This is a genomic window from Martinezella sp. CNPSo 3795 (genome assembly GCF_057784475.1).
Map to the genome: position 1 here is coordinate 764,610 of NZ_JBXSOQ010000002.1, position 20,077 is coordinate 784,686.

24 protein-coding genes are annotated in these 20,077 nt (G+C 57.4%); 9 read left to right on the forward strand and 15 right to left on the reverse strand.

The genetic code is table 11. The features are described 5' to 3' along the window. Positions 1-55 precede the first annotated feature (55 nt). Positions 56-454: a DUF1236 domain-containing protein gene (locus AC13QY_RS08395; RefSeq protein WP_488493227.1), complete on the reverse strand. Its 399-nt coding sequence runs from the start codon at positions 452-454 to the stop codon at positions 56-58. A 554-nt stretch (positions 455-1,008) separates the two neighbouring features. Here AC13QY_RS08395 and AC13QY_RS08400 point away from each other — a divergent pair. After that, entirely contained in the window at positions 1,009-1,701 is a 693-nt protein-coding gene (locus AC13QY_RS08400) for a Crp/Fnr family transcriptional regulator (protein ID WP_488493228.1), read from the forward strand. A gap of 7 nt (positions 1,702-1,708) precedes the next feature. Here AC13QY_RS08400 and AC13QY_RS08405 read toward each other — a convergent pair whose 3' ends face one another. Then, a complete protein-coding gene (locus tag AC13QY_RS08405; protein ID WP_113353119.1) occupies positions 1,709-1,951 on the reverse strand; it encodes a DUF6894 family protein in 243 nt (80 codons plus the stop codon). 57 nt (positions 1,952-2,008) lie between these two features. Beyond that, complete coding sequence (locus AC13QY_RS08410) at positions 2,009-2,725, reverse strand: Crp/Fnr family transcriptional regulator (protein WP_488493229.1); 717 nt, start codon at positions 2,723-2,725, stop codon at positions 2,009-2,011. 376 nt (positions 2,726-3,101) lie between these two features. Here AC13QY_RS08410 and AC13QY_RS08415 point away from each other — a divergent pair, with 376 nt between their 5' ends. After that, positions 3,102-4,244 carry a PAS domain S-box protein gene (locus tag AC13QY_RS08415; RefSeq protein WP_488493230.1) on the forward strand — a complete coding sequence of 381 codons (1,143 nt, stop codon included), beginning with the start codon at positions 3,102-3,104 and terminating at the stop codon, positions 4,242-4,244. Positions 4,245-4,371: 127 nt separating this feature from the next. Here the strand turns inward: AC13QY_RS08415 and AC13QY_RS08420 are convergent, their stop codons facing one another. The 6 genes from AC13QY_RS08420 to AC13QY_RS08445 all read right to left on the reverse strand — a co-directional run bounded on the left by AC13QY_RS08420 (position 4,372) and on the right by AC13QY_RS08445 (position 7,945). Beyond that, positions 4,372-4,980 carry a general stress protein gene (locus AC13QY_RS08420; protein WP_488493231.1) on the reverse strand — a complete coding sequence of 203 codons (609 nt, stop codon included), beginning with the start codon at positions 4,978-4,980 and terminating at the stop codon, positions 4,372-4,374. Positions 4,981-5,005: 25 nt separating this feature from the next. Next, positions 5,006-5,317, reverse strand: a complete 312-nt coding sequence (locus AC13QY_RS08425) for a PepSY domain-containing protein (RefSeq protein WP_488493232.1) — start codon at positions 5,315-5,317, stop codon at positions 5,006-5,008. A gap of 176 nt (positions 5,318-5,493) precedes the next feature. Then, the gene (locus tag AC13QY_RS08430; protein WP_113353114.1) at positions 5,494-5,748 is read right to left on the reverse strand and encodes a DUF6894 family protein; all 255 of its coding nucleotides are present in this window, start codon (positions 5,746-5,748) and stop codon (positions 5,494-5,496) included. Positions 5,749-5,811: 63 nt separating this feature from the next. Further along, positions 5,812-6,312, reverse strand: a complete 501-nt coding sequence (locus AC13QY_RS08435) for a YciE/YciF ferroxidase family protein (RefSeq protein WP_113388654.1) — start codon at positions 6,310-6,312, stop codon at positions 5,812-5,814. Positions 6,313-6,377: 65 nt separating this feature from the next. Next, positions 6,378-6,560 (reverse strand): hypothetical protein, encoded by a 183-nt coding sequence (locus tag AC13QY_RS08440; RefSeq protein WP_488493233.1) that lies wholly within the window; start codon positions 6,558-6,560, stop codon positions 6,378-6,380. An 86-nt stretch (positions 6,561-6,646) separates the two neighbouring features. Then, positions 6,647-7,945 carry an NRAMP family divalent metal transporter gene (locus AC13QY_RS08445; protein ID WP_488493234.1) on the reverse strand — a complete coding sequence of 433 codons (1,299 nt, stop codon included), beginning with the start codon at positions 7,943-7,945 and terminating at the stop codon, positions 6,647-6,649. Between the two features lie 233 nt (positions 7,946-8,178). Between AC13QY_RS08445 and AC13QY_RS08450 the strand changes: the two genes are divergently transcribed. Next, on the forward strand, positions 8,179-8,394 hold the full coding sequence (locus AC13QY_RS08450) for a hypothetical protein (protein ID WP_069614249.1): 216 nt from the start codon (positions 8,179-8,181) through the stop codon (positions 8,392-8,394). A 26-nt stretch (positions 8,395-8,420) separates the two neighbouring features. On the opposite strand, the gene AC13QY_RS08455 is transcribed toward AC13QY_RS08450, so the two are convergent. After that, entirely contained in the window at positions 8,421-9,284 is an 864-nt protein-coding gene (locus AC13QY_RS08455; RefSeq protein ID WP_488493393.1) for an alpha/beta fold hydrolase, read from the reverse strand. A 59-nt stretch (positions 9,285-9,343) separates the two neighbouring features. Beyond that, the gene (locus AC13QY_RS08460) at positions 9,344-10,426 is read right to left on the reverse strand and encodes a DNA topoisomerase IB (protein ID WP_488493235.1); all 1,083 of its coding nucleotides are present in this window, start codon (positions 10,424-10,426) and stop codon (positions 9,344-9,346) included. A gap of 257 nt (positions 10,427-10,683) precedes the next feature. Here AC13QY_RS08460 and AC13QY_RS08465 point away from each other — a divergent pair, with 257 nt between their 5' ends. The 4 genes from AC13QY_RS08465 (at position 10,684) to AC13QY_RS08480 (ending at position 14,155) form a co-directional block, all read left to right on the forward strand. Beyond that, on the forward strand, positions 10,684-11,601 hold the full coding sequence (locus AC13QY_RS08465) for a hypothetical protein (protein WP_488493236.1): 918 nt from the start codon (positions 10,684-10,686) through the stop codon (positions 11,599-11,601). A gap of 1,011 nt (positions 11,602-12,612) precedes the next feature. Next, positions 12,613-12,876 (forward strand): hypothetical protein, encoded by a 264-nt coding sequence (locus tag AC13QY_RS08470; protein ID WP_488493237.1) that lies wholly within the window; start codon positions 12,613-12,615, stop codon positions 12,874-12,876. Positions 12,877-13,187: 311 nt separating this feature from the next. After that, positions 13,188-13,706, forward strand: a complete 519-nt coding sequence (locus tag AC13QY_RS08475) for a sigma-70 family RNA polymerase sigma factor (protein ID WP_488493238.1) — start codon at positions 13,188-13,190, stop codon at positions 13,704-13,706. A gap of 143 nt (positions 13,707-13,849) precedes the next feature. Next, the gene (locus AC13QY_RS08480) at positions 13,850-14,155 is read left to right on the forward strand and encodes a hypothetical protein (RefSeq protein WP_488493239.1); all 306 of its coding nucleotides are present in this window, start codon (positions 13,850-13,852) and stop codon (positions 14,153-14,155) included. A 36-nt stretch (positions 14,156-14,191) separates the two neighbouring features. Here the strand turns inward: AC13QY_RS08480 and AC13QY_RS08485 are convergent, their stop codons facing one another. The 4 genes from AC13QY_RS08485 to AC13QY_RS08500 are packed head-to-tail and all read right to left on the reverse strand — an operon-like array spanning position 14,192 to position 17,638. Next, positions 14,192-15,250: a 4-oxalomesaconate tautomerase gene (locus AC13QY_RS08485; protein ID WP_488493240.1), complete on the reverse strand. Its 1,059-nt coding sequence runs from the start codon at positions 15,248-15,250 to the stop codon at positions 14,192-14,194. After that, positions 15,243-15,914, reverse strand: coding sequence for a 4-carboxy-4-hydroxy-2-oxoadipate aldolase/oxaloacetate decarboxylase (locus AC13QY_RS08490; RefSeq protein ID WP_488493241.1), 672 nt, complete (start codon positions 15,912-15,914; stop codon positions 15,243-15,245). The genes AC13QY_RS08485 and AC13QY_RS08490 overlap by 8 nt, the downstream gene beginning before the upstream one ends. Positions 15,915-15,928: 14 nt before the next feature. Continuing rightward, positions 15,929-16,879 carry a VOC family protein gene (locus AC13QY_RS08495; protein WP_488493242.1) on the reverse strand — a complete coding sequence of 317 codons (951 nt, stop codon included), beginning with the start codon at positions 16,877-16,879 and terminating at the stop codon, positions 15,929-15,931. 24 nt (positions 16,880-16,903) lie between these two features. Then, positions 16,904-17,638 (reverse strand): PIG-L deacetylase family protein, encoded by a 735-nt coding sequence (locus tag AC13QY_RS08500; protein ID WP_488493243.1) that lies wholly within the window; start codon positions 17,636-17,638, stop codon positions 16,904-16,906. A gap of 161 nt (positions 17,639-17,799) precedes the next feature. Between AC13QY_RS08500 and AC13QY_RS08505 the strand changes: the two genes are divergently transcribed. Both AC13QY_RS08505 and AC13QY_RS08510 read left to right on the forward strand, forming a co-directional pair. Next, on the forward strand, positions 17,800-18,711 hold the full coding sequence (locus AC13QY_RS08505; RefSeq protein ID WP_488493244.1) for an NAD(P)-dependent oxidoreductase: 912 nt from the start codon (positions 17,800-17,802) through the stop codon (positions 18,709-18,711). Then, positions 18,708-19,901, forward strand: a complete 1,194-nt coding sequence (locus AC13QY_RS08510; protein ID WP_488493245.1) for a LysR family transcriptional regulator — start codon at positions 18,708-18,710, stop codon at positions 19,899-19,901. Before AC13QY_RS08505 ends, AC13QY_RS08510 begins: the two co-directional genes overlap by 4 nt. The last annotated feature ends 176 nt before the right edge of the window (positions 19,902-20,077 follow it).

Sequence of the window (20,077 nt, forward strand, 5' to 3'; positions counted from 1 at the left end):
ACAATGTACTTGCCTGGTTTAGCCAAAAGGGCCTCTTTCGGAGGCCCTCTCGGCATTATTCAACGATGCGAACAATCTTACGCGTCTTCGGTTGGACGATGACGCGTTCATGGTTCACGACAGCGTAGCCATATGTCGGGTTGTCCGGAACCGGTGTGATGGCAACGGTCTCTGGGAGAGTTCGACCGACGACAATCTGGTCCTGCACGACAGTCTCGGATGGAGGCAGTGGTTGCTCCTGAACATAGGTGATCACTTTTTGTGGCGGCGGATCGATCGCAGTACCGGCAATCGCTCCGGCAACACCGCCAACTGCAGCACCGACAGGACCCCCGACAACCGCTCCGGTGGCCGCGCCGCCCGCGGCTCCAGTGACCGTGGAAGACTGCGCCAAGGCTGAACCAGCGAGAAGGCCAAAGGCGGCAACCGCTGAAACGATGAGTCTCGTTCTCATAGCATTCTCCTTTGCATTTTAGTTCTTATGAACTGAAAGGAAAATTGCACAGCCATCAGAATGTTCCTCCTTGGCTACCATCTGCAGCGATCACGAGTTCACCTCATGCGACAAACTTCGTGAGCGGCGAGGGTTGCGAAAAATGCGCCGGGCGGGCCGTGATACTTGCCGATGACTTCTGTCACCGAACGTTGGCCGCGGCGAACGCATGCGTCCCGGTGAGTGTGGGAGAAACGCAAGGCAAGCAACGCGTCGGGATCGTAACCGCACTTGTCATTCAGTCCAGTGACATCCTTCACCATTCTCCCTATGGTCACCCTTTCCAACCGGAGGGTCTGCCCTCCCCCGATCGCTTCATACGGCAAGATAACGCTCGCTCGGAAGCAGCCATGGAACTTGGTGCACGACGAACGTCCGCCAGCGTACGCAAAATCATCCCCAACATCAGGGTGCTATAGAATCATGATCCGCCCACAAAGCTAAGGGCAGGCCGGCGAGGACCCAATTCCCATGCTCGATCTTTCGCGAGAGCCATGCTCGACCTAGAACGTTTAATGACAACGAACCGGCTTCTCGCTCGCCTGCCCGCAGATGAATTTCGCAATATCGGCAAGCAGTTGGAGCAGATCGATCTCGAGCGCGGCTTCAACATTGCCGGAGCCGATTGCCTGATCGACGATGTCTATTTCCTTTCGAGTGGAATTAGCTCCGTCGTTGCCATTTCGCCTGACGGCCAGCGCGCCGAAGCCGGCATGGTGGGGCGCGAAGGTTTTTTGCCGATGCCGGCCGGCGTCGGTGGGACGATCAGCATCCACGAGGTCTTCATGCAAATGGACGGTCAGGGCGTACGGATGCCGCTGCATGCGCTCCTTGCAGCATTGCCGGAAAATCCGGTTTTCTCCAACCTTTTGGCGCGTTTCATTCAGACCTTTGCGACACAGATTTCCTATACGGCCCTTTGCAATGCAAACTATCAGGTAGACGAACGGCTCGCCCGCTGGCTGCTCATGTGCCATGACCGGGTGGATGGCGACGAAATTGCTTTAACACATGACTTCATCGCCGCGATGCTGAGTGTCAGAAGGCCGAGCATCACGACGGCCCTGCACGTTCTTGAGGGAAGGAAGCTCATCAGGGCCGAGCGTGGCCGCATTACGATCCGCGACAGAAGAGGACTAGAAGAATTTACTGGCGGCTCCTATGGCAAGCCGGAAGAGGAATATCGTCGCCTTATCGGTGATTTCTGAGGGCGCGCTATTTCAAATGGTCGCGAACGACCGCATGAAATGAAACAGAGAACTGCAACTTACCGGTCTCGTCGTGAACCTCGATATGCTCATCGGGGACCATCTGGCCATTCTTGATCCGCGCGGCGACGAGTTCCCGCACTGCCTTTATTGCACTCGAACGCGCATCATCGATGGTGGCAAATTCATCGCCTTCGCCATCGCGGACGGTTTCGCCATTTCGGCGAATATGAAAGAAGTAGCGTGTCATGCAGGCTCCTTCAGCACTTGTCCACCGCCAGCACCACTGGCGCCATTGCCGCCGCGATCAAAAGAGATCCTTCATCAAACGCCGATATTCCTCTTCCGGCTTGCCGTAGGCGTCATGGGCAAACTCCTCGAGAGCGGCTCGATTTCGAATGGTGATGCTGCCGCGCTCCGCTGTGATGAAGCGATTGCCTTCGAGAATATGCAGCGAGGTGGTGACGCTTGGTCGCCGCACCGCAAGCATTAGGGATATGAATTCATGCGTCAGCGCTATCTCGTTGCCCGATACTCGGTCGTGGCACATCAGCAGCCATCGCGCCAATCTCTCGTTCACGTCATGAAGAGCGTTGGAAATAGCGGTGTAGGCCAATTGGACGGCGAAGGCCTCGATGGAACGGATTATGAGTTTGTTGAAATTTCGATTCCGATCCATGAAATGACGAAACGATCCATAGTTCATCCGATAGGATTCCGCTTCGAGCTGCACAATAACATCATGAGCATTAAATTCGGTGCCAGCAACGGCCGATGTCGGTACATAGCCATCAAAGCCGAACACGCCCGCCTCGGCGCGGCGGCCTTCCGGTGTCACGGCGACGATTGATCCGATGCCGGATGTCAGAAAATAAACATAGTCGATCGACTGGCCGGCCTTTCCGATGAGCGTGCCGCGCGGAAGCGCCACATATTCAAGCTCGGGCGCGATCTGTTCATAATCCGCCGACGGAAGAACGGAGAGCAGTTTGTTTTGCATATTGGACTGGTGGGGAGCTGGCATGACAGCGCTTCCTCCTGGTTAGGCAAGAGCATGGCATGCACGCCTTGCCGTCTGAGCTCCAGCCGGGCAACATGAAAGAAGCTACTCTTCTTGGAGCTACGCCACAAGGAATGTACGCTAGCAGACAGAAGAGCGGATTTTGTGGCAAAGCTCGCAATTTGGCCTATTTTACATTACGCGGTCGCTCGTTGGATGACGCCTATAAGCCAGTAGCTATTACCGTCCCTGAAATACGGCAGCGCCCTTCGGCTGAAGAGCTGAAGGCTTTACTTAAATGATATCGGCTCAGGAATGCGGAGCACAAATATCATCTGCGAGATAAAATCTCGCTGGCATGACTTCTACATAGGCGTCACAGGAGCACCGGCAACGGCATGTGACCTTTTCTGCCGAAAAATGGGAGGTGGAGATGCCTGGGAAGACTGATCGGTCCACGCCGTCAACAGATACCTCTTCTGGAGCACCAAGAATATCCATATCGATACCCTCCGCTGTTACGACTCCACGGGGCGGCGGCGATACTCCCTCAGCTCAAGCTCTGCTTGCAGCCATCGTCGAAAGTTCGGATGACGCGATCGTCAGCAAATCCCTTGATGGCTTCATTACCAGTTGGAACAGCGGCGCCGAACGGCTTTTCGGCTTCAGCGCAGAAGAGGCGGTCGGACAGCATATCACCATCATCATCCCGGAAGATCGCCGGCATGAAGAAGACACGATTATCGCCAGCATCCGCGAGGGAAAGCGAATAGAGCACTATGAGACCGTCCGTCGCCACAAGGATGGAAGTCTGCTCGACATCTCCCTGACGGTTTCGCCCGTTCGCGACAGCAGCGGCGCCATTGTCGGTGCATCAAAAATCGCGCGCGACATTTCCGAACGCAAGCATGCGGCCCAACGCCAGATGCTGTTGCTGCGGGAAATGAGCCACCGCATCAAGAATATCTTCGCCATCATGAGTGCGGTCATCGGAGTAAGCGAGCGCACGGCAACAACCGTCAAGGAACTGACGAGCGACATCCGTGCAAGGGTAAATACCTTGGCGATCGCGTATGAACTGACGCTGCCAGACATCGGCCTCACCGCCGTTCAGTTTCGCGAGACGTCGCTATTTACGCTCGTTAAAGCCCTTTTCGCCGCCCACCAAGGCGCCGACATCGAACGGGCCTCCATTCGCGGCCAGGATGTGCCAGTCTGCGGAACGACGCTGACATCGCTCGCGCTTCTGCTCCATGAATTCTCAACGAATGCAGTGAAATACGGCGCGCTCTCCACGCCGGCAGGCCGTATTGAGATCGAAGTGCGGTACGATCCGGATTTTGTCTTGACCTGGACTGAAATAGGTGGTCCATCGGTCAATCAACCCGAGGGGCCGGGCGGCTTCGGCTCCCAGCTCGAGCGCGCGACGATTGCATCCCTCCAAGGTGCGATCAGTCGTGATTGGGATCCGGCGGGATTGAAGATTACACTGCGAATTCCAGCCGATATTCTTCCCCGAACGAGACCGCCGGAAGAGGCTTGAGCCGCCCATTCTGTTGGTCAGCTTCCTAGAGCGGTTCAGCTTTTCACGGAATCCCTGAACCGCTCTATCTCTTTATTTTCACGCAATTTCGGACGAAAAACCGCTACACACTTTTCCTGTAATTGCTCTAGATGCGGTGCGCGCGATTGCGCTCGCGCTCGGCCAGGATCTGTTCCGACGTGTAAGGAGGTGCGGATTCGTCAAAGCCGGTCCATCCTTGCTCCACATAGCTCGCACGCCGTTGTGCAATGTCGACCGGACGAGACGCGGCAAGGATCGATTGAGCCTGCGCTACGCGACTGTCTTCGACATGAGCAGCGACCAGCGATCCGCCGCGACGAATACCCTCTGCATAGAAATGCGCATCCTCTTCGGGAATGCCCTCCTTGATCATCGCGCCAATAATCCCCCCGACCGCTCCACCGGCCACAGCGCCCGCTACTGCACCGGCGGCCGTCGCAGCAAGCCAACCGGCTGCAACGACCGGTCCCACTCCGGGAATGGCGATCATGCCGAGACCGGCGAGCAGGCCCCCGGCGCCACCGGCAACGGCTCCGATGCCAGCACCGGTGCCGGCGCCTTCCGCGCCATAGCTGCCTTGCCCTTCGACATCGACGCCATCGGCCTTGTTCGTGATGATGCTGATCTCGTCAGACGCGACACCGGCATCCTCAAGGGCCTTTACGGCCGTGCGGGCATTATCATAGCTGTCATAAAGTCCAGTAACCGTTTGCATTGGATGCTTCTCGCTTTGTTGTGGGTTATTTCGCCATTGTCACGTTACCCTGGAAATCCAGGGAGATGCCGACTGGTCTGCCATCCTTGTCGGCGCTTGCACGCCAGACGCCCTTGCTATCGAGCTTCAGATCGCGAATATTCCTGTATCCGGCGTTTTCGAAGCGCGATTTCGCCTGCTTCTGACTGAAGCTGTTTTTGCCGGCGATCGGAGCCCCGGGATTGCGGTCAGTGTTGACGGCGGGCGTTGTCTGCGATGTGGTTGGTTTCTCACTTTGCGCGAACGATCCCGTCGCAAAAGCCATCGCGACAAATGTGATGCTGATAAGCTTGTTCATGTTCAAACCTTTCGTTACTGCCGATGCGAACCACGCGAAGGGCCCATTGTTCCCGCAATTCAGTGGGAGATGGATTTCAGGCAAAGAGCCGGCGCGATTGCTCCTCGCCATGCACGGCAGGGGACTGAAATAATCTGATTGCAAAAACTGGCGACCAGCGGCTCGCCCGGATATAGTCAGGTTCCCTCATCCTTGAGAGCCAGGTACGTGATCTCCATTGTCAGAGTGAGCCGCACCACCGGAATCTTGTCGCTCCTGGCGACTTCGACAGCAAGGCATTCGCCGTTCTTGTTCGGGATACCATCCAACGCCATCTCCGCCAGTATTCGCTTCGCCTCATCAACGGCTGATATGAGATCCGGGAGATCTTGGCCCTCGTCATCATCAAGCACTGTCTCGCGATCTTTCGTTGCGAAATAAAAGTTCGTCATGTTCGACCTCAGGCGGTGCGCTGCCAGGGGCAACGCACCGAAGAAGAAGTGCCGGCTGTAGTCCTATGCCGCCTTTTTGGCTTTTGCATTGGCCGCTGTTTCCGCCAGCTTCGTCAACTTCTGATCCGTCGCCTTTTCCTCCGCGAGTGTCTGCTGGAGAAGAGGTACCGCATCCTTCAGGCCGAGCTGCTTGGCCCATTCGATCAAAGTGCCATAGCGGGCGATCTCGTAATGCTCGACGGCCTGCGCCGAGGAGATCAGACCTGCATCGAGTGCTGGAGTTCCCTTGAACTCTTCGATGATTTCGTCAGCTTCCGCGATGATGCCCTGGATCGCTTCGCAGGTCTTGCCGCGCGCGGGCTTTCCAAGGAGCTCGAATACCTGTTCCAGGCGTTCGACGTGACCTTGCGTCTCATCGCGATGGTGGAGAAAGCCGTCCTTGCCTTCCTGCGCTTGCGCTGCGCGCGCCATCTTCGGCAGGGCCTTGAGGATTTGCTTTTCCGCGTAATAGATGTCTTTCAGCGTTTCCAGAAAGAGGTCGTTGAGTGTCTTTTCGGATGCCATGGATGTCCTCCATCGAATAAGGATTGAAAGGAAGTCCGCCATGCGGACCTCCCTAGCGAGCTCTATCAGGAATTCTTGTGGCTTTGCTGGCCGGCCTTCACATGCTGTTCGTGGCTACCGCCACGGGTGCCGCCCGACTGCTCGTTACGAGACGAAGCCTGCTTCGTGTTGGTATCCTTGTCGGCGTTCTTGTGGCTCTGCTGGCCGGCTTTGACGTGCTGTTCGTGGGACCCACCTTGGGAAGCCATGATGTTTCTCCTCTTGTTTGATTGCGAGACCTTCATTGGTCTCGCGGCTTCAAACAGGCTTGGGACATGTTGGTTCCCGGCAGCGATCAAAAAAACGCGGTTGCCGCCATTCCTATTACGGCAACGAACATCGCTAGACACGCCGCCCAGCCGACAGTACGCAGGCCCCTGCCGATGACGAACTGTTTCATGACATCGCGATTGGAAGCGATCAGCATGAGGATCACCATGACGGGAACAGCGACCACGCCGTTGATCACCGCACTCCAGAACAAGGCCTTCATCGGCGGGATGGGGGTGAAGTTCAAAAGCATGCCAACGATAGTCGCCAGACCGACGGTCGTATAGAAAGCCCTGGCCTCGCTGGGTTCGCGAGATAGGCCGACCTTCCAACGAGCCGCCTCGCCAATCGCATACGCAGCTGAACCTGCAAGAACGGGCACTGCCAAAAGACCGGTCCCCATAATGCCTATTGCAAAGATGATCTTGGCAAACGGTCCGGCCAGTGGTTCGATCGCTTTCGCCGCGTCGACGGAGCTTTCGATATTCGTTGAGCCTGCTGTGTTAAGGGTCGCGGCGGTCGTCGTGATGATCGCGAGTGCGACGATATTGGACGCGGCCATGCCAACGAGCGTATCCAGTGTGATCCGTGTATTTGCCTTCTCCGCCTCTGCTGGATGTTTGACGAGAGGTTCTTCACGAGGCTTCTCCTTGAGGTCCTCGGCTTCTTGAGATGCTTGCCAGAAGAAGAGATAGGGGCTGATGGTGGTTCCGAAGATCGCGACGATCATTGACCAGTAATTCGGATCCGCCTTGATGGTTGGGAGCAGGAGACCGCGGCTAAAGGCCAACCAGTCGACACGCACCACAAAGAGGGTCGCAATGTATGACAAGAGCGCCAGGCTCAACCATTTCAGGACGGCGACGTAACGCTTGTACTTCAGGAGGACCTGCAGAAGGATGCAGATCACGCCAAAAGCCGCGACGTAAATGAGCGAATTGCCATTCAACAGCAAATGTGCCGCATCCCCCATCGCGCCGAGATCGGCGCCGAGATTGATGACATTGGCAATCAGGAGCGGAACGGTGACACTGACGCCCACCCAGCGCGGATAACATTTCACCATGCTGCCCGCCAAACCTCGGCCCGTCGTTCGGCCGATGCGGGCACTGATCATCTGCACCGCCACCATCAGCGGATAGGTGAACACCAGCGTCCAACTCGCGAGGTAGCCGAACTGCGCTCCGGCCTGTGAGTAAGTCGCGATCCCGCTTGGGTCGTCGTCCGAGGCGCCGGTGACCAGGCCTGGTCCCAGGATTTCCAACAGACGGGGTTTTGAAGGTTCGACGACAGAGCTTTTGCCGTCCATCTGATAGCCGCTCATGACTGCCTCCTGCAGAACCGGACCGCGCATCTTGTCGGTCGCGGTGCGAACAAACCGTGCTTATTGATCATTTGTTCCCGGACACGCAGCCCGCGCTAAAGCAATCCAATTTCAAAAGCTTGGAAGGGGCGGCACGATCAATTCCTGCTTGCTCTTCGCAATATCTTCTCCGCGCGGGAACCTTCTGCATCCAGATCGATTTGATCTACAACGCAACTAAGGAGACCGCGCATATGGAAAAGCAACGGCGCTTCGAGCGACGTCGACCGTTAAGAGGCTCAGCATATACGCTCACCGATTTTCAGAAAAAGTATGATCTCGACGACCGCAGCGCCGAAGATCTCTTCATCCGCTTCGGTCCATCCTCGATCGAACTTGACCTGTTGATGGCCGCAAAAGGGCGCAAGCCGTCTTTTGACGAGCTAACGAAAGAAATGCCGCAACAATAGATAAGGACCGGACGGAAAACCCTACGTCAGGACACCTTGAGGAAGTGCAGCAGCGCGCGTGCAAGATCGATGGGGTTCTCCTCCGCTACATGGTGTCCGCTCTCGATGCCATGACCCGAGACATTGGTCGCCCACGATCGCCAAATTTTTCTCGGATCGCCGAAGAAATACTCAAGATCGTCACGTGTCGACCATAAGCAAAGCAACGGGCATGCAATTTTTTTTCCGGCTTTGCGATCCTGCCATTCGTCTTCGCGATCGACTGTCAAGCCAGCCCTATAATCTTCGATCATTCCATGGACGACGGCCGGATCATGGATCGCCGCCATGAGATCTTGATAGGCTTCCTCCCCCATGAACTCAGGTGTGATCGCCTTGTACCAGCCTCTTGGATCGGCATTGATCGCCTGTTCCGGTTTGTCTGGTTGAGCAAAGAAGAACCAGTGATACCAATCGCGCGCGAACCGCCAATCCATCCGTTCGAGATGTTCGATAATGGGGATACTGTCGATCACGACGAGTTTCGTGATGATCTCGGGATAATCCATGGCGAGCCTGAAAGCGACGTAGCTTCCACGATCATGGCCCGCGACGGCAAAGCTGCGATGGCCCAATAGCTGCATCAAGCTGACGCAATCGAGCGCCTTTGCCCGCTTTGCCGAGTGCCGGCTATCGTCTGTGTCAGGTGGTTGAAAGGATTTCCCGAACCCTCGGAGATCGGGACAGACGACGGTGAAATGCGGCGACAGCAAGTCCGCCACCTGGCCCCACGTCATGTGCGTTCGCGGATGCCCGTGGAGCAGAAGCAGGGGCGGCCCATTGCCTCCATACCGAACCCGTAAACTGCCAGGTCCGACATTCACGGTCTCGACTGCCATACCGTCAAACAATTCTCGCCTCCCATGCTCAGTCCGCCGATCACGTCGTCCAAGCGGATGCGCACTCCCTTTTAAAGGCTGACATCCCTCGCCGCCCGTCTTTGAAGCCACCGCAATACGCGGATCTCCTCCTTGTCCATCCAATTTAAAAGCCGCTCACTGCGTGTTTGAATCTTAAGCACGTCACCGAGGCGCTCATTCCTGAAATCCTCGAAGACCGCGGGATGAATATAGGATGTCTTGCAAACCGCGCGCGTATTGACGAGCATCGCTGCGACAGCATCGACCACCTGATTAAGCTGCCGCGTGATCGCGCTTTCCGACGATTCGACCTTGAGAGGAGCCAGCGCCGAGACTGCCAAACAGGTCGCTCCCCACGTCCTGAATTGGCGCGAGGTGAAATCACTTCCCATGGTTTCCCTGATATACGTATTGACATCTTGCGACGAAATCTGGCGACAACCACCGTCATCGCAGACATATTGAAAAAGTTGCTGACCTGGCAGTTCCTGCAAACGTCGCACGACATTGGCGATACGCCGGTCGCTATGAACCAGATTCCATTCTTTACCTGATTTTCCCTTGAAGCGGAATTTGACCGTCCCGCCCTCCACCCGGACATGACGGCTCTTCAACGTCGTCACTCCATAGGACTGGTTCTCTTCGGCATAGGCGGTGTTGCCGATGCGAATATAGAGGTTATCGAGTATCCAGATCACCGTGGCCAAAGCCTTTTCCATCGTCAAGCCGCGCGAGCGCAGATCGACGTCGACGCGCTGGCGAATTTCGGGAAGGGTATCGCCGAAATCGGCGAGACGATCGAACTTCGCGCGGGCACGCTCGGACTGCCATTCCGGATGATAGCGATATTGTTTGCGGCCCCGGGCATCGAAACCAACAGCCTGAAGATGAGACAACGGATTGGTTGAGATCACAACATCCGTATAGGCGGGCGGAATGGCCAAGGCATTCAGGCGAGCGATCTCATCTCGATCCCTAATCCTTATTCCGTTTGGAAGGTAATAGACGAATCCGTTCCTTCCGGGCTTTCGGGTGATGCCGTCTTCGAGATTGCCAATGTAGATCAGTCCGGAATGAAGCTTTGCTTCGGCAGCCGCGGCAGCGGCTTCGACTTTGGCGACTATCTGGTTCATGGGCCGTTAACTCCCATCCGGCGTCGCGGTTCCCGGAGCGCCTTATGTCGTGACGGGAAACTGCATCGATCCCGGAGAAAATCCATCAAACGGGTGAGCGATCATCTGGAACAAACAATGTCGACCGCCGTTGCAATAGGCGTGAGTTTCAGGTTTGGAGGATATTCAACATGGGTCGAGGTATTCTGCTCTGGCTTCTCGGCATCCCGCTGCCAATCGTCATTCTTCTCGTTCTCTTCACGCGATAGGAGGTGCGGATGTCCTCTGTCGAAGAAGTACCCGCGGGAACCGTCCCAGTCGAGTCGTCCAAGCCGGCCATCGTCTGGGGCCCGATCATCGGTGGCGCGCTCGCAGCGACCGGCATTGCTCTTATCCTTCTTCTCCTCGGATCCGGGGTCGGCTTGACGATGGTTTCACCGTGGTCCAGCCAAACCAGCTCGGCGGCGACGGTCGGTATAACCGCCGCGATCTGGCTGATAGTGGTTCAATGGCTATCGTCCGCGATCGGCGGTTACCTCACTGGCAGACTGCGTACGAAATGGGTGGAGATACACTCCGATGAGGTCTTTTTCCGTGACACGGCGCATGGATTTCTAAGTTGGGCGCTGGCAACAGTGTTCGTGGCTGGATTTCTCGCGTCTTCGCTAACATCGCTGGCGGGCGCGTCAGTCGATGCCGCGGGTAAGGTCGCGCAGACCGCAGCGGATGTTAGTGCCTCCGCTGCACCAGCGACGAAGACGGATGCAACAGCTTACTTTACCGACGCTCTGCTTCGGCCCGCAAAGGTTTCAGACCGCGCCCAATCCGATGATCGCGCAGCAGCGGCAGAAATCTCACGCATCCTCATGCGAGGGGCGGCCAGTGGAGAAATTCCCGATAGCGATAAGTCCTATATGGCAGCAATTATCTCCGCGCGTGCTGGCATTTCTGAGGCCGATGCGCGCAACCGCGTCGATACCGTGCTTAAACAGATCGATGACGCGAAGTCAGCTGCGAAAGAAGCGGCTGACAAGGCTAGGAAGGCGGGCGCGACGACCGCACTGGTCGGTTCTCTTTCGCTCCTGGTCGGCGCTTTCATCGCGTCCGCAGCTTCGGCCCTGGGCGGCCGGCAGCGTGACGAAGAAGAGGACCTGGTCGTTACGACCCGCGGCCGCGTCTCTGAAGTAAAACGGTAAGTTCACACGTACCTAATGAACAAGGTTCATTACGGTCAGACAAGTCGATCGCCACGAACGGAGCCAGAGATGCCCAAACGGAACGATTCTCCTGCAGTTCAATCCCTCTCGAACGAACGCGAGGAGCAGCAGAAGCAAGCAACGGAAAACGAACTCGAAAGGGGCCTTGAGGACACATTCCCGGCGTCCGATCCTATTTCTGCGACCCATACAGCAGTCTTACCGAAGCATGCCTCCTCAGAAGCCTCCGAAAGAGGCAGCGCGCGGCATCATGTTGATGCATTTGAAGACAGACTTCCTATCACTTCAGACAGGCAAGCAACGACAGGCGACGGAGCCGGCGACAAAGGTGCCGCAAAAACCGAGGTTCGTGCGCTTTACCGAGCAGCGCGCCAAGTCAGCCGAACTGATCCGGCGCCAACTGCGCGTGACGCTTCCGTCCCTTTGCCAGATGGCGCCGGTCTGCTAAGCGAATTCAAGCATAGGATTCGCGAGCGACCGATCGCGACAATAGTTGCGGCCGCGGTGATAGGGTTTGCGTGTGGCATGACACGCTAACCAATTCGATCATCAATAACGCCACCGAGATACCGGTGGATTGAGGATGACGCGCAATAACTGAGGTGCCTCAGGTGAATGGGTCTGGCTGGAAGAAGTAAGTGCCATCAATGTCGCCAAGCTGAATAGGGATTTGCTCGATCCTATCACCGGCACTCCGGTGTTCGTCGACGTTGGGCAAGGACTGTTGCGGTAGCTGGGTCTGATTTGCCACAAGGGAGAGTACCAGATGAATCAGAATGACAGCCTCGAGGATACAGCTAAACTCGAAACCCATCACCAGGCAGAGATCGGCCCTCGCGAGAAGCTCCAGCTGCGATTGCTGGAGCTACGAACCGAAATTGCAATCGTGCGAATTCGACTGCTGACGATTAGATATCGGGCAAGGAATGTCGCCTGGAGTGGAATCCGATTGGTTGATGCCTCTGCGCATGACCAACTTGGAGCTTATCCATGGCTGAAGTTATCCGCGGCATCACTGGCGGCCTTCATAACAGGGCGCGTCCTTCGACGGCTACCTCTCAGCCTGATGATGATCGCGGCAAGACCGCTCCTTGCGACAGCCGTTGGGTCTGCTTCGAGGCATATCCGCTAAGCGGATTAGCGCCTACATTACCGATCGTCTCATTTAGGATAATTCGTCGACGAATCGACAATTATGAAGCCGGCCATTGCGATCGAAACAAGACCAAAGCCACAATCGAATATATCTTGTGAAGACAATTCGCGAAACAGCTTCGCCATATTTTCAAGTCAGCGAAATAATGCGGATTGACCACCAAGAACAAGGCGATGCTGCGCCGATTCCTATCGTCTTTCTAGCTGCACTATAGAAAATGATGCGATGTCTTTTGTGAACACTGCACTGACATCAAACCTAGATGGGAAAACATGCTGGGTAGTGATCGGAAAGGACAAGCTCTCTGTAATTATCCGAACATAGTTTTGTCTGCTTGCGTACGGAAAATATGAAAGGGGAACAAGCTGGGCGAGTAAGCATTGCAGATTTATCCAGGAGGATAAATCAAATGCTCATAACCGCATGTTCTACATTGCAGGACGAAGTTGTCGCCCTGCTGCCAGCCTTGCGCAACTTTGCCCGACGGTTCGTTTTTAGCGAGACCGATGTCGACGACCTCACGCAGGAGACTGTCGGCAAAATGCTTGCCCATCTCGATAGCTTCACTCCGGGAACCAAGCTCAGGAGCTGGGCATTCACCATTATGCGAAACACCTACATGACCGAATACAAGCGCCAAAAACGGGTCCAGCTTCGTAATAGTGATGATGGACTTTTCGAAATTCCAATAGCAGGCCGCCAGCAGCTCTGCATTTATACGGCCGACGTCCGTTCTGCCTTAGCTCGCCTTCCCCCATATCAACGAGACGCACTTCTTATGATTGTCGATGGTTTGTCATATGACGATGCGGCGAGACTTTCCGGGTGTGAGATCGGGACGATTAAAAGCCGCGTGTCACGCGCACGCGCGACCTTGGTTAAAATCCTCGGCGAGAATTCGATACGTAGCGCCGCCTCGATCCAGTAATATCCTTTGTGACCTGCGCGCGAATGGAGCTTGGGTTCACCTCCGGAGACTGAGAGAACCGAGCGCGATGTCTGGACGCCCCGTCGTGTCGACGACAGCACATTTGCTGGATGGTTCCGCCTGTCTTTAGAAAGGAGGGGGGCATGGGCTACGACCAGGCGCCTGAGGCAAGGGATATGCTTCCAAGGGAGCACTGGCGCTTGTTACTGGGTTTTGAAGTGGCTGGCTTGGAAAAGATGAGCGTGCACGATGGCTTTGAACATCGGCTTCGCGCCGTGCGATCGAAAAAATCGGATGGAGTGCATCCGCACGGCGCAGTTCGAGGCAGCGGTGTCTGCCTCCTTGCGCCCGACCTCACGGCCTCCAGTGACGGCTCAGGTCCGTTGATGCACCATCACACTCAGGGCCTACATACGTTGGCCGCACTTGCGGGTGGCACCACGATCTGACGGCATTGCGTTGGGAGTGCCCGAAAGATGTCTCTCCTAATCACGCGGAAAGATACGACCTTCGAACAGTTTTCTTGCCGTACGGATCGTACCCGCAGCCTTGATTTGTCCTTCGGCGTCGATGTCGAGGAACACTTCCATGCTGCCCGTCGGATGCTCGATCTGATAGCGACCGTCCATAGGCGCCCGAACGAGCTTCCCGGCTGGGCTGTGTGGGAGCCGGGTCGCCGTCGCAACCGTTACGGCAGCGAGCACGCCCACCGACGCATGCACCCGATGCGGAATGAAGCTGCGGGTCGAAATGGCGCCACCCGCCACGGGGGCCGAGATCAGCGTCATTTTCGGAACCGATGCTGATGTTACGTCACCGAGACTCATCAGCGGCCCCGCCTTGAGCCGGATCGCTTCGATGCGCGCCTTGATCTCGGTATTGGCTTCAAGTTCCTGGCGTGTTTCCAAGCCGATGAGACCGAAGTCCGAGGCGCGCATGATCACGCAAGGCATGCCATTGTCGATGAGCGTGGCCTCAACCCCATCGATCACGTCGACCTCATGGCCGGTCGGAAGAAGCGCGCCGCACATCGACCCGGCGATGTTGGAAAAAAACAACGGGACTGCGGCGTGACTGCCCGGCACGCCAGCGATCACGGTGTCGCCGCTATATGTGACGCGGCCATCAGGTGTTTCGATTCTTGCGATCGCCACCTCGCCGGAATTGAGCATGTGAATTCGGACGTCGGTGACGTCGCCCATCGGTTCAACAAGCCCGCGCTCGATGGCCGCCGGCCCCACGCCTGCTAGGATATTGCCACACCCTTGCGCATCGCTGACAAGTGCCTGGTCCACGAAGACCTGCAGGAAGAGATAGTCGACATCAGCGTCGGTCCGTGTCGACCGTGAGAGGACCGCCACCTTGGAGGTTAGCGGATCCGCACCACCTATGCCATCAATCTGACGAGGATCGGGGGAACCCATAATCCTTAGGAGAAGATCGTCGCGCGCTGTCCTGTCGGACGGAAGGTGTTCGGCGAGAAAATAAGCACCCTTCGAGGTGCCCCCCCGCATCCATAGGCAGGGAATGCCGTCCTCAGACATATCTGAGCCCCTTTGCTGCCAGCGTCTCGCGCATGCCATAGATATCGAGGCCGAGCTCACCGGCGGCGAGCCGCTTGCGCTTGGCGTCCTCGTTCGCCAGCCGCTTGTCTGCGGCGGCTACGACGTCGCCAATCTCGGTGCGTCTGACCACGCAGACGCCATCGTCGTCGGCCACGATGAGGTCGCCCGGCTCGATATGGGCGCCGGCGCAGACAACGGGGATATTCACCGACCCGAGGGTCTCCTTGACGGTCCCCTGTGCCGAAACCGCCCTTGACCAGACAGGAAAGCCCATCTGGGTCAGGTCCCGCACATCGCGAACACCCGCATCGATCACGAGACCGCGGCAGCCACGCGCCTTGGCCGATGTCGCGAGTAGATCGCCAAAATAACCGTTGTCGCAAGGCGATGTTGGCGCAAGGACGAGAATATCTCCTTCCCTGAGCTGCTCGATCGCGACGTGGACCATCCAGTTGTCGCCGGGAGGGGCTGAAATCGTCACTGCGGAACCTGCGATCTGCGCGCCGGTGTAGATCGGCCGTATGTAGCTCGCAAGCATCCCCTTGCGCCCTTGCGCCTCGTGAACAGTTGCGACGCCGGCCTTGGCAAGCCTTTCGATCAAATCAGGTTCAGCGCGCGAAATGTTGTGAACAACGACTCCCATCCATGGTCTCCTTGCTATTTTGCGGGCGGCGTCCCGTGCGTGTGGAACGTTTCGATTGTCTTCAGACCCCAGGCCTGCCCCTTCTTTCGTTCAGTCTCGGTCCACACGACAGGCTGCCAATCGGGTGCGAGGATCAGCCGTGCGCCGGAATTGGCGAGCTCGACCCGATTGCCGGCGGGCTCCCACACATAGAGGAAGAAAGTTCCCTGAATCGCGTGCTTGTGAGGGCCGGTTTCAATGTGGATGCCGTTTTCGAGGAAGATGTCGGCGGCGCGCAGAATTTCTTCGCGCGTGTCGGTCGCGTAGGTCACATGGTGCAGGCGCCCTTCTCCTCGGCCGTGTTCTTCGGTGCAGGCAAGGTCATAGGTCTTGTTGTTGACCGTGAACCAGCAGCCGCCGAGGCGGCCGTTGTCGAGTTGGATCATCTCGGTGACGCGGGATCCGAGGCACGTCTCCATGAAACTGCGAAACTCGGACACATCCGCGGCGAGCAGGTTCAGATGATCGAGGCGTCGCGGATGACAGCCCCGCGCATGATAGCGCTGGGCGAGATTCTTGAGCTTCGGTCGCTCCTTCGGCGGTGGATCGTAGCGGACTGTATCCCAATAGATTTCGAAGACATGGCCGAAAGGATCCCTGAACCGGAACGCCCTGCCATGACCGATATCGCCATCCACCCAGCCCAGCACGTCGTAGCCGCTGGCCTCGATCGCCTTGACGCGCCGTTCAAGCGCTTCCGGCGATGAAACCCTATAGGCGACATGCCCGATCCCGGTCGTCTCGTTGCGCGTCAATTTCAGGGTGTGGAATTCGTAATCATCCCAGCCTCGCAAATAGGCGGAACTCTCATCCTGCCCCGCCAGGGTCAATCCGTAGACGTTGACGAAGAAATCGAGGCTCTCGTCATATCTGTCAGTGAACATCTCCACATGGCCGAGGTGAGCAATGTCGAAACAGGGTTCCATGTCAGGCTCCTCCCGCGAGCGTCGTCAAAGCTCGTCGACCGTGCGCGGGAAAACCGACTGAAAGCCTTCCGCATATTTGGATGCACGCCCGCCGGATTGGCCGCCGGAATTGCGCTGGAAATGGTTGGCACGGTTCTGAGCGACGCGAGTATAAAATTCCCACAGATGCTCCTGGCCTTCCATGCATTCGATGGCGGATCGCTTCTTATCCCATACGGAGGTGATGTCGAGGAAGACGTCAGGCTTCCAGCCCATCTGCTCCGTCTGATGTGGTTCGAAGAGATAGAGCTGAGGAGCGCCGAGCACCTTTTCACCGGGATTGTGGCCCCAGGCCTGTGCGATCATACGGGTTTCGAGCGCGACCTGCGTGGCATACATATGGTCGGTATTGTAGGGGTCGTATTGCGAGTGGCTCAGCATGAAGGAGGGTTGCACATTGCGGATCACGTCCACGAGACGATACTTGTCTTCGTCCGTCATGCGTAGGGGGTAGTCTCCGAGGTCAAAGCAGATGAGGTCATGGACGCCAAGCGCCTGAGCTGCCTTTTCCGACTCGGCGCGCCGCGCAGCCTTTACGCGGTCGAGCGTCATGTCCTTCTGCTTCCAGAGCTTGGCGGACTCGCCCCGCTCGCCGAAGGACAAGCAGACGACAGTTACATCATAACCTTTGTCGGCGTGTAGAGCGATCGCACCTCCGCAGCGCCAGACGAAATCCGCTGCATGGGCACTGATTACCAATGCGGTCTTCTTGTCGGACATGGAAATCTCCTGTTTTTCGAAATCGTATGTCGCTCCGAACGGTTGGTTTGCCAATTTTCTTTCGACGCCTTGCTCATAAGTTTTGGCTATAATGAATAGCGGTTCGCCCTTTCCTCGTCTAAAGCGAACATGGCTTGGTGGAGCGGTGCGGGAATAAGCGGATGATGAACCAGTTCAAGATCGGCATGATCGGATTCGGAGAGGCAGCACGTGCATTTGCATCGGGCTGGACGCGACCGGACGGAGCGCTGGTTGCCGCCTACGACGTCAAGACCGCCGATCCATATAACGCCGGCCAGATCGCAGCCGCCTGCGCCGAATTCAACGTCCACCATGCCGATGCGGCCCGGCAGGCCCTCTCCGACGCGGCAATCATCTTCAGCCTCGTCACAGCGGATCAGGCTCTATCGGTCGCCAGGGATGCCGCTTGCTGGCTTAAGGCTGGTGCACTCTATTTCGACTGCAACTCCTGCTCCCCGACCGCCAAAATAAGCGCGGCTGAGGCAATCGAAGCAGCGGGCGGCCGTTATGTCGATGTCGCCGTCATGTCGCCCGTGCATCCGGCGCGCCATCTCACGCCGCTTCTGGTTTCCGGTCCCCATGCAGTAGCAGCGAGCGCGGCGCTTGAAAGTCTCGGGATGAAGCCGAAGTCCGCGGGTGAGAAAGTGGGACAGGCGTCGTCGATCAAGATGCTGCGTTCTGTCATCATCAAAGGTATGGAGGCCCTGACGGCGGAAGCAATGCTTGCGGCCCGCCGCGCCGGCGTGGAGAACGCCGTCATTGCGTCGCTTCAGGCCTCCGATCCAGGAATAGACTGGGCCAGGCGCAGCTCCTACAACCTCGAAAGGATGATGGTGCATGGGGCGCGTCGGGCGGCCGAGATGCGCGAGGTTGCCGCGACGGTCCGTGATCTCGGACTTCCCGACAGGATGTCGGCGGCCATTGCCGATTGGCAGGACGAGATAGCCGCGCTCTGTATCCCCGCGAATATCGATGACCTCGGAAGCCGAGCCGACAGCATCCTCGAAAGGCTGAACGAGGAGACAAACAAGGGAGCTTCCGCGACGCAATGAGGCACAATCTGCGGCATCTGCGCGTTTTTCTGGCCGTTGTCGAAACGGGCTCTGTCACGCGCGCGGCCGAGATCTGCTACGTATCGCAGCCGGCCGTCACGCAGGCCATATCGAAGATCGAAAAGACACTGGGATATGCATTGTTCACGCGTTCGCCACATGGCCTCTTCGTCAACGACGAGGGCAAGCTTCTATTTCTACGCGTGAGACGTGCCTTCTCCTATCTAGATCCGGCACTGGTCGAGCTTGCGCCAAGGCTCAAGGTGACAGCGACGTCGGCGCAACTCGAAGCACTCGTCGGGGTCAGAGAGTTGGAGAATTTCACCCTTGCGGCGCGGCGGCTCGGGGTGGCGCAGCCGACTGTCCACCGCGCCGTGAGCCAGCTGGAAAAAGAGGCGGCCCGTCCCTTATTCGAGAGAACGTCCTATGGGATGGTTGCCACCCGCCTGGCGCAGAATCTCGCCCAGGCGACCCGCCTCGCCTTCGCCGAACTCCATCAGGCAGAGGCGGATCTCGCCGAAGCCCGCGCGCAGGAGGCCGGACTGATCGTCGTGGGTGGCATGCCTCTGTCGCGCTCATTCATCCTGCCGTCGGCGATCGCCCGGTTTCGTAGGAAGCGGCCGAAACTGCCGATCAAGGTTGTCGAGGGTGTCTATGCCGAACTGCTCGGCGGCTTGAGACGCGGCGAGATCGATTTCCTGATCGGCGCGATGCGCAATCCCCTTCCCATTGACGATGTCGAGCAGGAAACGCTGTTCAATGACATTGTGGTGATCGTTGCGGGCAAGCGCCATCCGCTCATCGGGAAACCCCAAATATGCATAGGTGATCTGGCCTCCTATCCCTGGGTGGTTGCAACGAGCGGCACCCCAATCAGAAGCCATTTCGATGCCCTTTTCCAAGGACAACCGCTGGGGCCGAAAAGCGTGGTCGAGTCCAGCTCGCTGATCCTGATGCGCGAGCTGCTCGACCAGAGCGACCATCTCGGTTTCGTGTCGGGCGGCCAAGCCGCAGCGGAGATCAAGCGTGGCCTCATGGCGTCCCTGCCGTTCGATCTCACCCATACCGAACGGCCGATCGGCATTACGATCCGCAAGGGTTGGTTACCCACCGCCGCCCAGGCAGCTTTTCTCGACGAGATTCGCGAGGAAGCGAGCAACGCAAACTCGTCGCCTATAGCCTTCCCTTAAGACGCTTTCCTCGAACGCGTGTTGCGCTATCGGTGCGCCGCTTCCAACACCGCCCGACAAGTCGAACACTTGCACTAACCGCTCCACGTTGCGGTCCGACACCATGAAGGTTTTGGACGTTTCCGATTTCTCGGGACGAAGTCGTGCGGGATACAAGCATTCTATAGCCGCTGCTT

Excerpts from the sequence above, each read along its gene's own strand:
- AC13QY_RS08395 (WP_488493227.1), bottom strand. The coding sequence starts at position 454 with ATGAGAACGAGACTCATCGTTTCAGCGGTTGCCGCCTTTGGCCTTCTC.
- AC13QY_RS08400 (WP_488493228.1), top strand. The coding sequence starts at position 1,009 with ATGACAACGAACCGGCTTCTCGCTCGCCTGCCCGCAGATGAATTTCGC.
- AC13QY_RS08405 (WP_113353119.1), bottom strand. The coding sequence starts at position 1,951 with ATGACACGCTACTTCTTTCATATTCGCCGAAATGGCGAAACCGTCCGC.
- AC13QY_RS08410 (WP_488493229.1), bottom strand. The coding sequence starts at position 2,725 with ATGCCAGCTCCCCACCAGTCCAATATGCAAAACAAACTGCTCTCCGTT.
- AC13QY_RS08420 (WP_488493231.1), bottom strand. The coding sequence starts at position 4,980 with ATGCAAACGGTTACTGGACTTTATGACAGCTATGATAATGCCCGCACG.
- AC13QY_RS08425 (WP_488493232.1), bottom strand. The coding sequence starts at position 5,317 with ATGAACAAGCTTATCAGCATCACATTTGTCGCGATGGCTTTTGCGACG.
- AC13QY_RS08430 (WP_113353114.1), bottom strand. The coding sequence starts at position 5,748 with ATGACGAACTTTTATTTCGCAACGAAAGATCGCGAGACAGTGCTTGAT.
- AC13QY_RS08435 (WP_113388654.1), bottom strand. The coding sequence starts at position 6,312 with ATGGCATCCGAAAAGACACTCAACGACCTCTTTCTGGAAACGCTGAAA.
- AC13QY_RS08440 (WP_488493233.1), bottom strand. The coding sequence starts at position 6,560 with ATGGCTTCCCAAGGTGGGTCCCACGAACAGCACGTCAAAGCCGGCCAG.
- AC13QY_RS08445 (WP_488493234.1), bottom strand. The coding sequence starts at position 7,945 with ATGAGCGGCTATCAGATGGACGGCAAAAGCTCTGTCGTCGAACCTTCA.
- AC13QY_RS08450 (WP_069614249.1), top strand. The coding sequence starts at position 8,179 with ATGGAAAAGCAACGGCGCTTCGAGCGACGTCGACCGTTAAGAGGCTCA.
- AC13QY_RS08460 (WP_488493235.1), bottom strand. The coding sequence starts at position 10,426 with ATGAACCAGATAGTCGCCAAAGTCGAAGCCGCTGCCGCGGCTGCCGAA.
- AC13QY_RS08465 (WP_488493236.1), top strand. The coding sequence starts at position 10,684 with ATGTCCTCTGTCGAAGAAGTACCCGCGGGAACCGTCCCAGTCGAGTCG.
- AC13QY_RS08470 (WP_488493237.1), top strand. The coding sequence starts at position 12,613 with ATGGCTGAAGTTATCCGCGGCATCACTGGCGGCCTTCATAACAGGGCG.
- AC13QY_RS08475 (WP_488493238.1), top strand. The coding sequence starts at position 13,188 with ATGCTCATAACCGCATGTTCTACATTGCAGGACGAAGTTGTCGCCCTG.
- AC13QY_RS08480 (WP_488493239.1), top strand. The coding sequence starts at position 13,850 with ATGGGCTACGACCAGGCGCCTGAGGCAAGGGATATGCTTCCAAGGGAG.
- AC13QY_RS08485 (WP_488493240.1), bottom strand. The coding sequence starts at position 15,250 with ATGTCTGAGGACGGCATTCCCTGCCTATGGATGCGGGGGGGCACCTCG.
- AC13QY_RS08490 (WP_488493241.1), bottom strand. The coding sequence starts at position 15,914 with ATGGGAGTCGTTGTTCACAACATTTCGCGCGCTGAACCTGATTTGATC.
- AC13QY_RS08495 (WP_488493242.1), bottom strand. The coding sequence starts at position 16,879 with ATGGAACCCTGTTTCGACATTGCTCACCTCGGCCATGTGGAGATGTTC.
- AC13QY_RS08500 (WP_488493243.1), bottom strand. The coding sequence starts at position 17,638 with ATGTCCGACAAGAAGACCGCATTGGTAATCAGTGCCCATGCAGCGGAT.
- AC13QY_RS08505 (WP_488493244.1), top strand. The coding sequence starts at position 17,800 with ATGATGAACCAGTTCAAGATCGGCATGATCGGATTCGGAGAGGCAGCA.
- AC13QY_RS08510 (WP_488493245.1), top strand. The coding sequence starts at position 18,708 with ATGAGGCACAATCTGCGGCATCTGCGCGTTTTTCTGGCCGTTGTCGAA.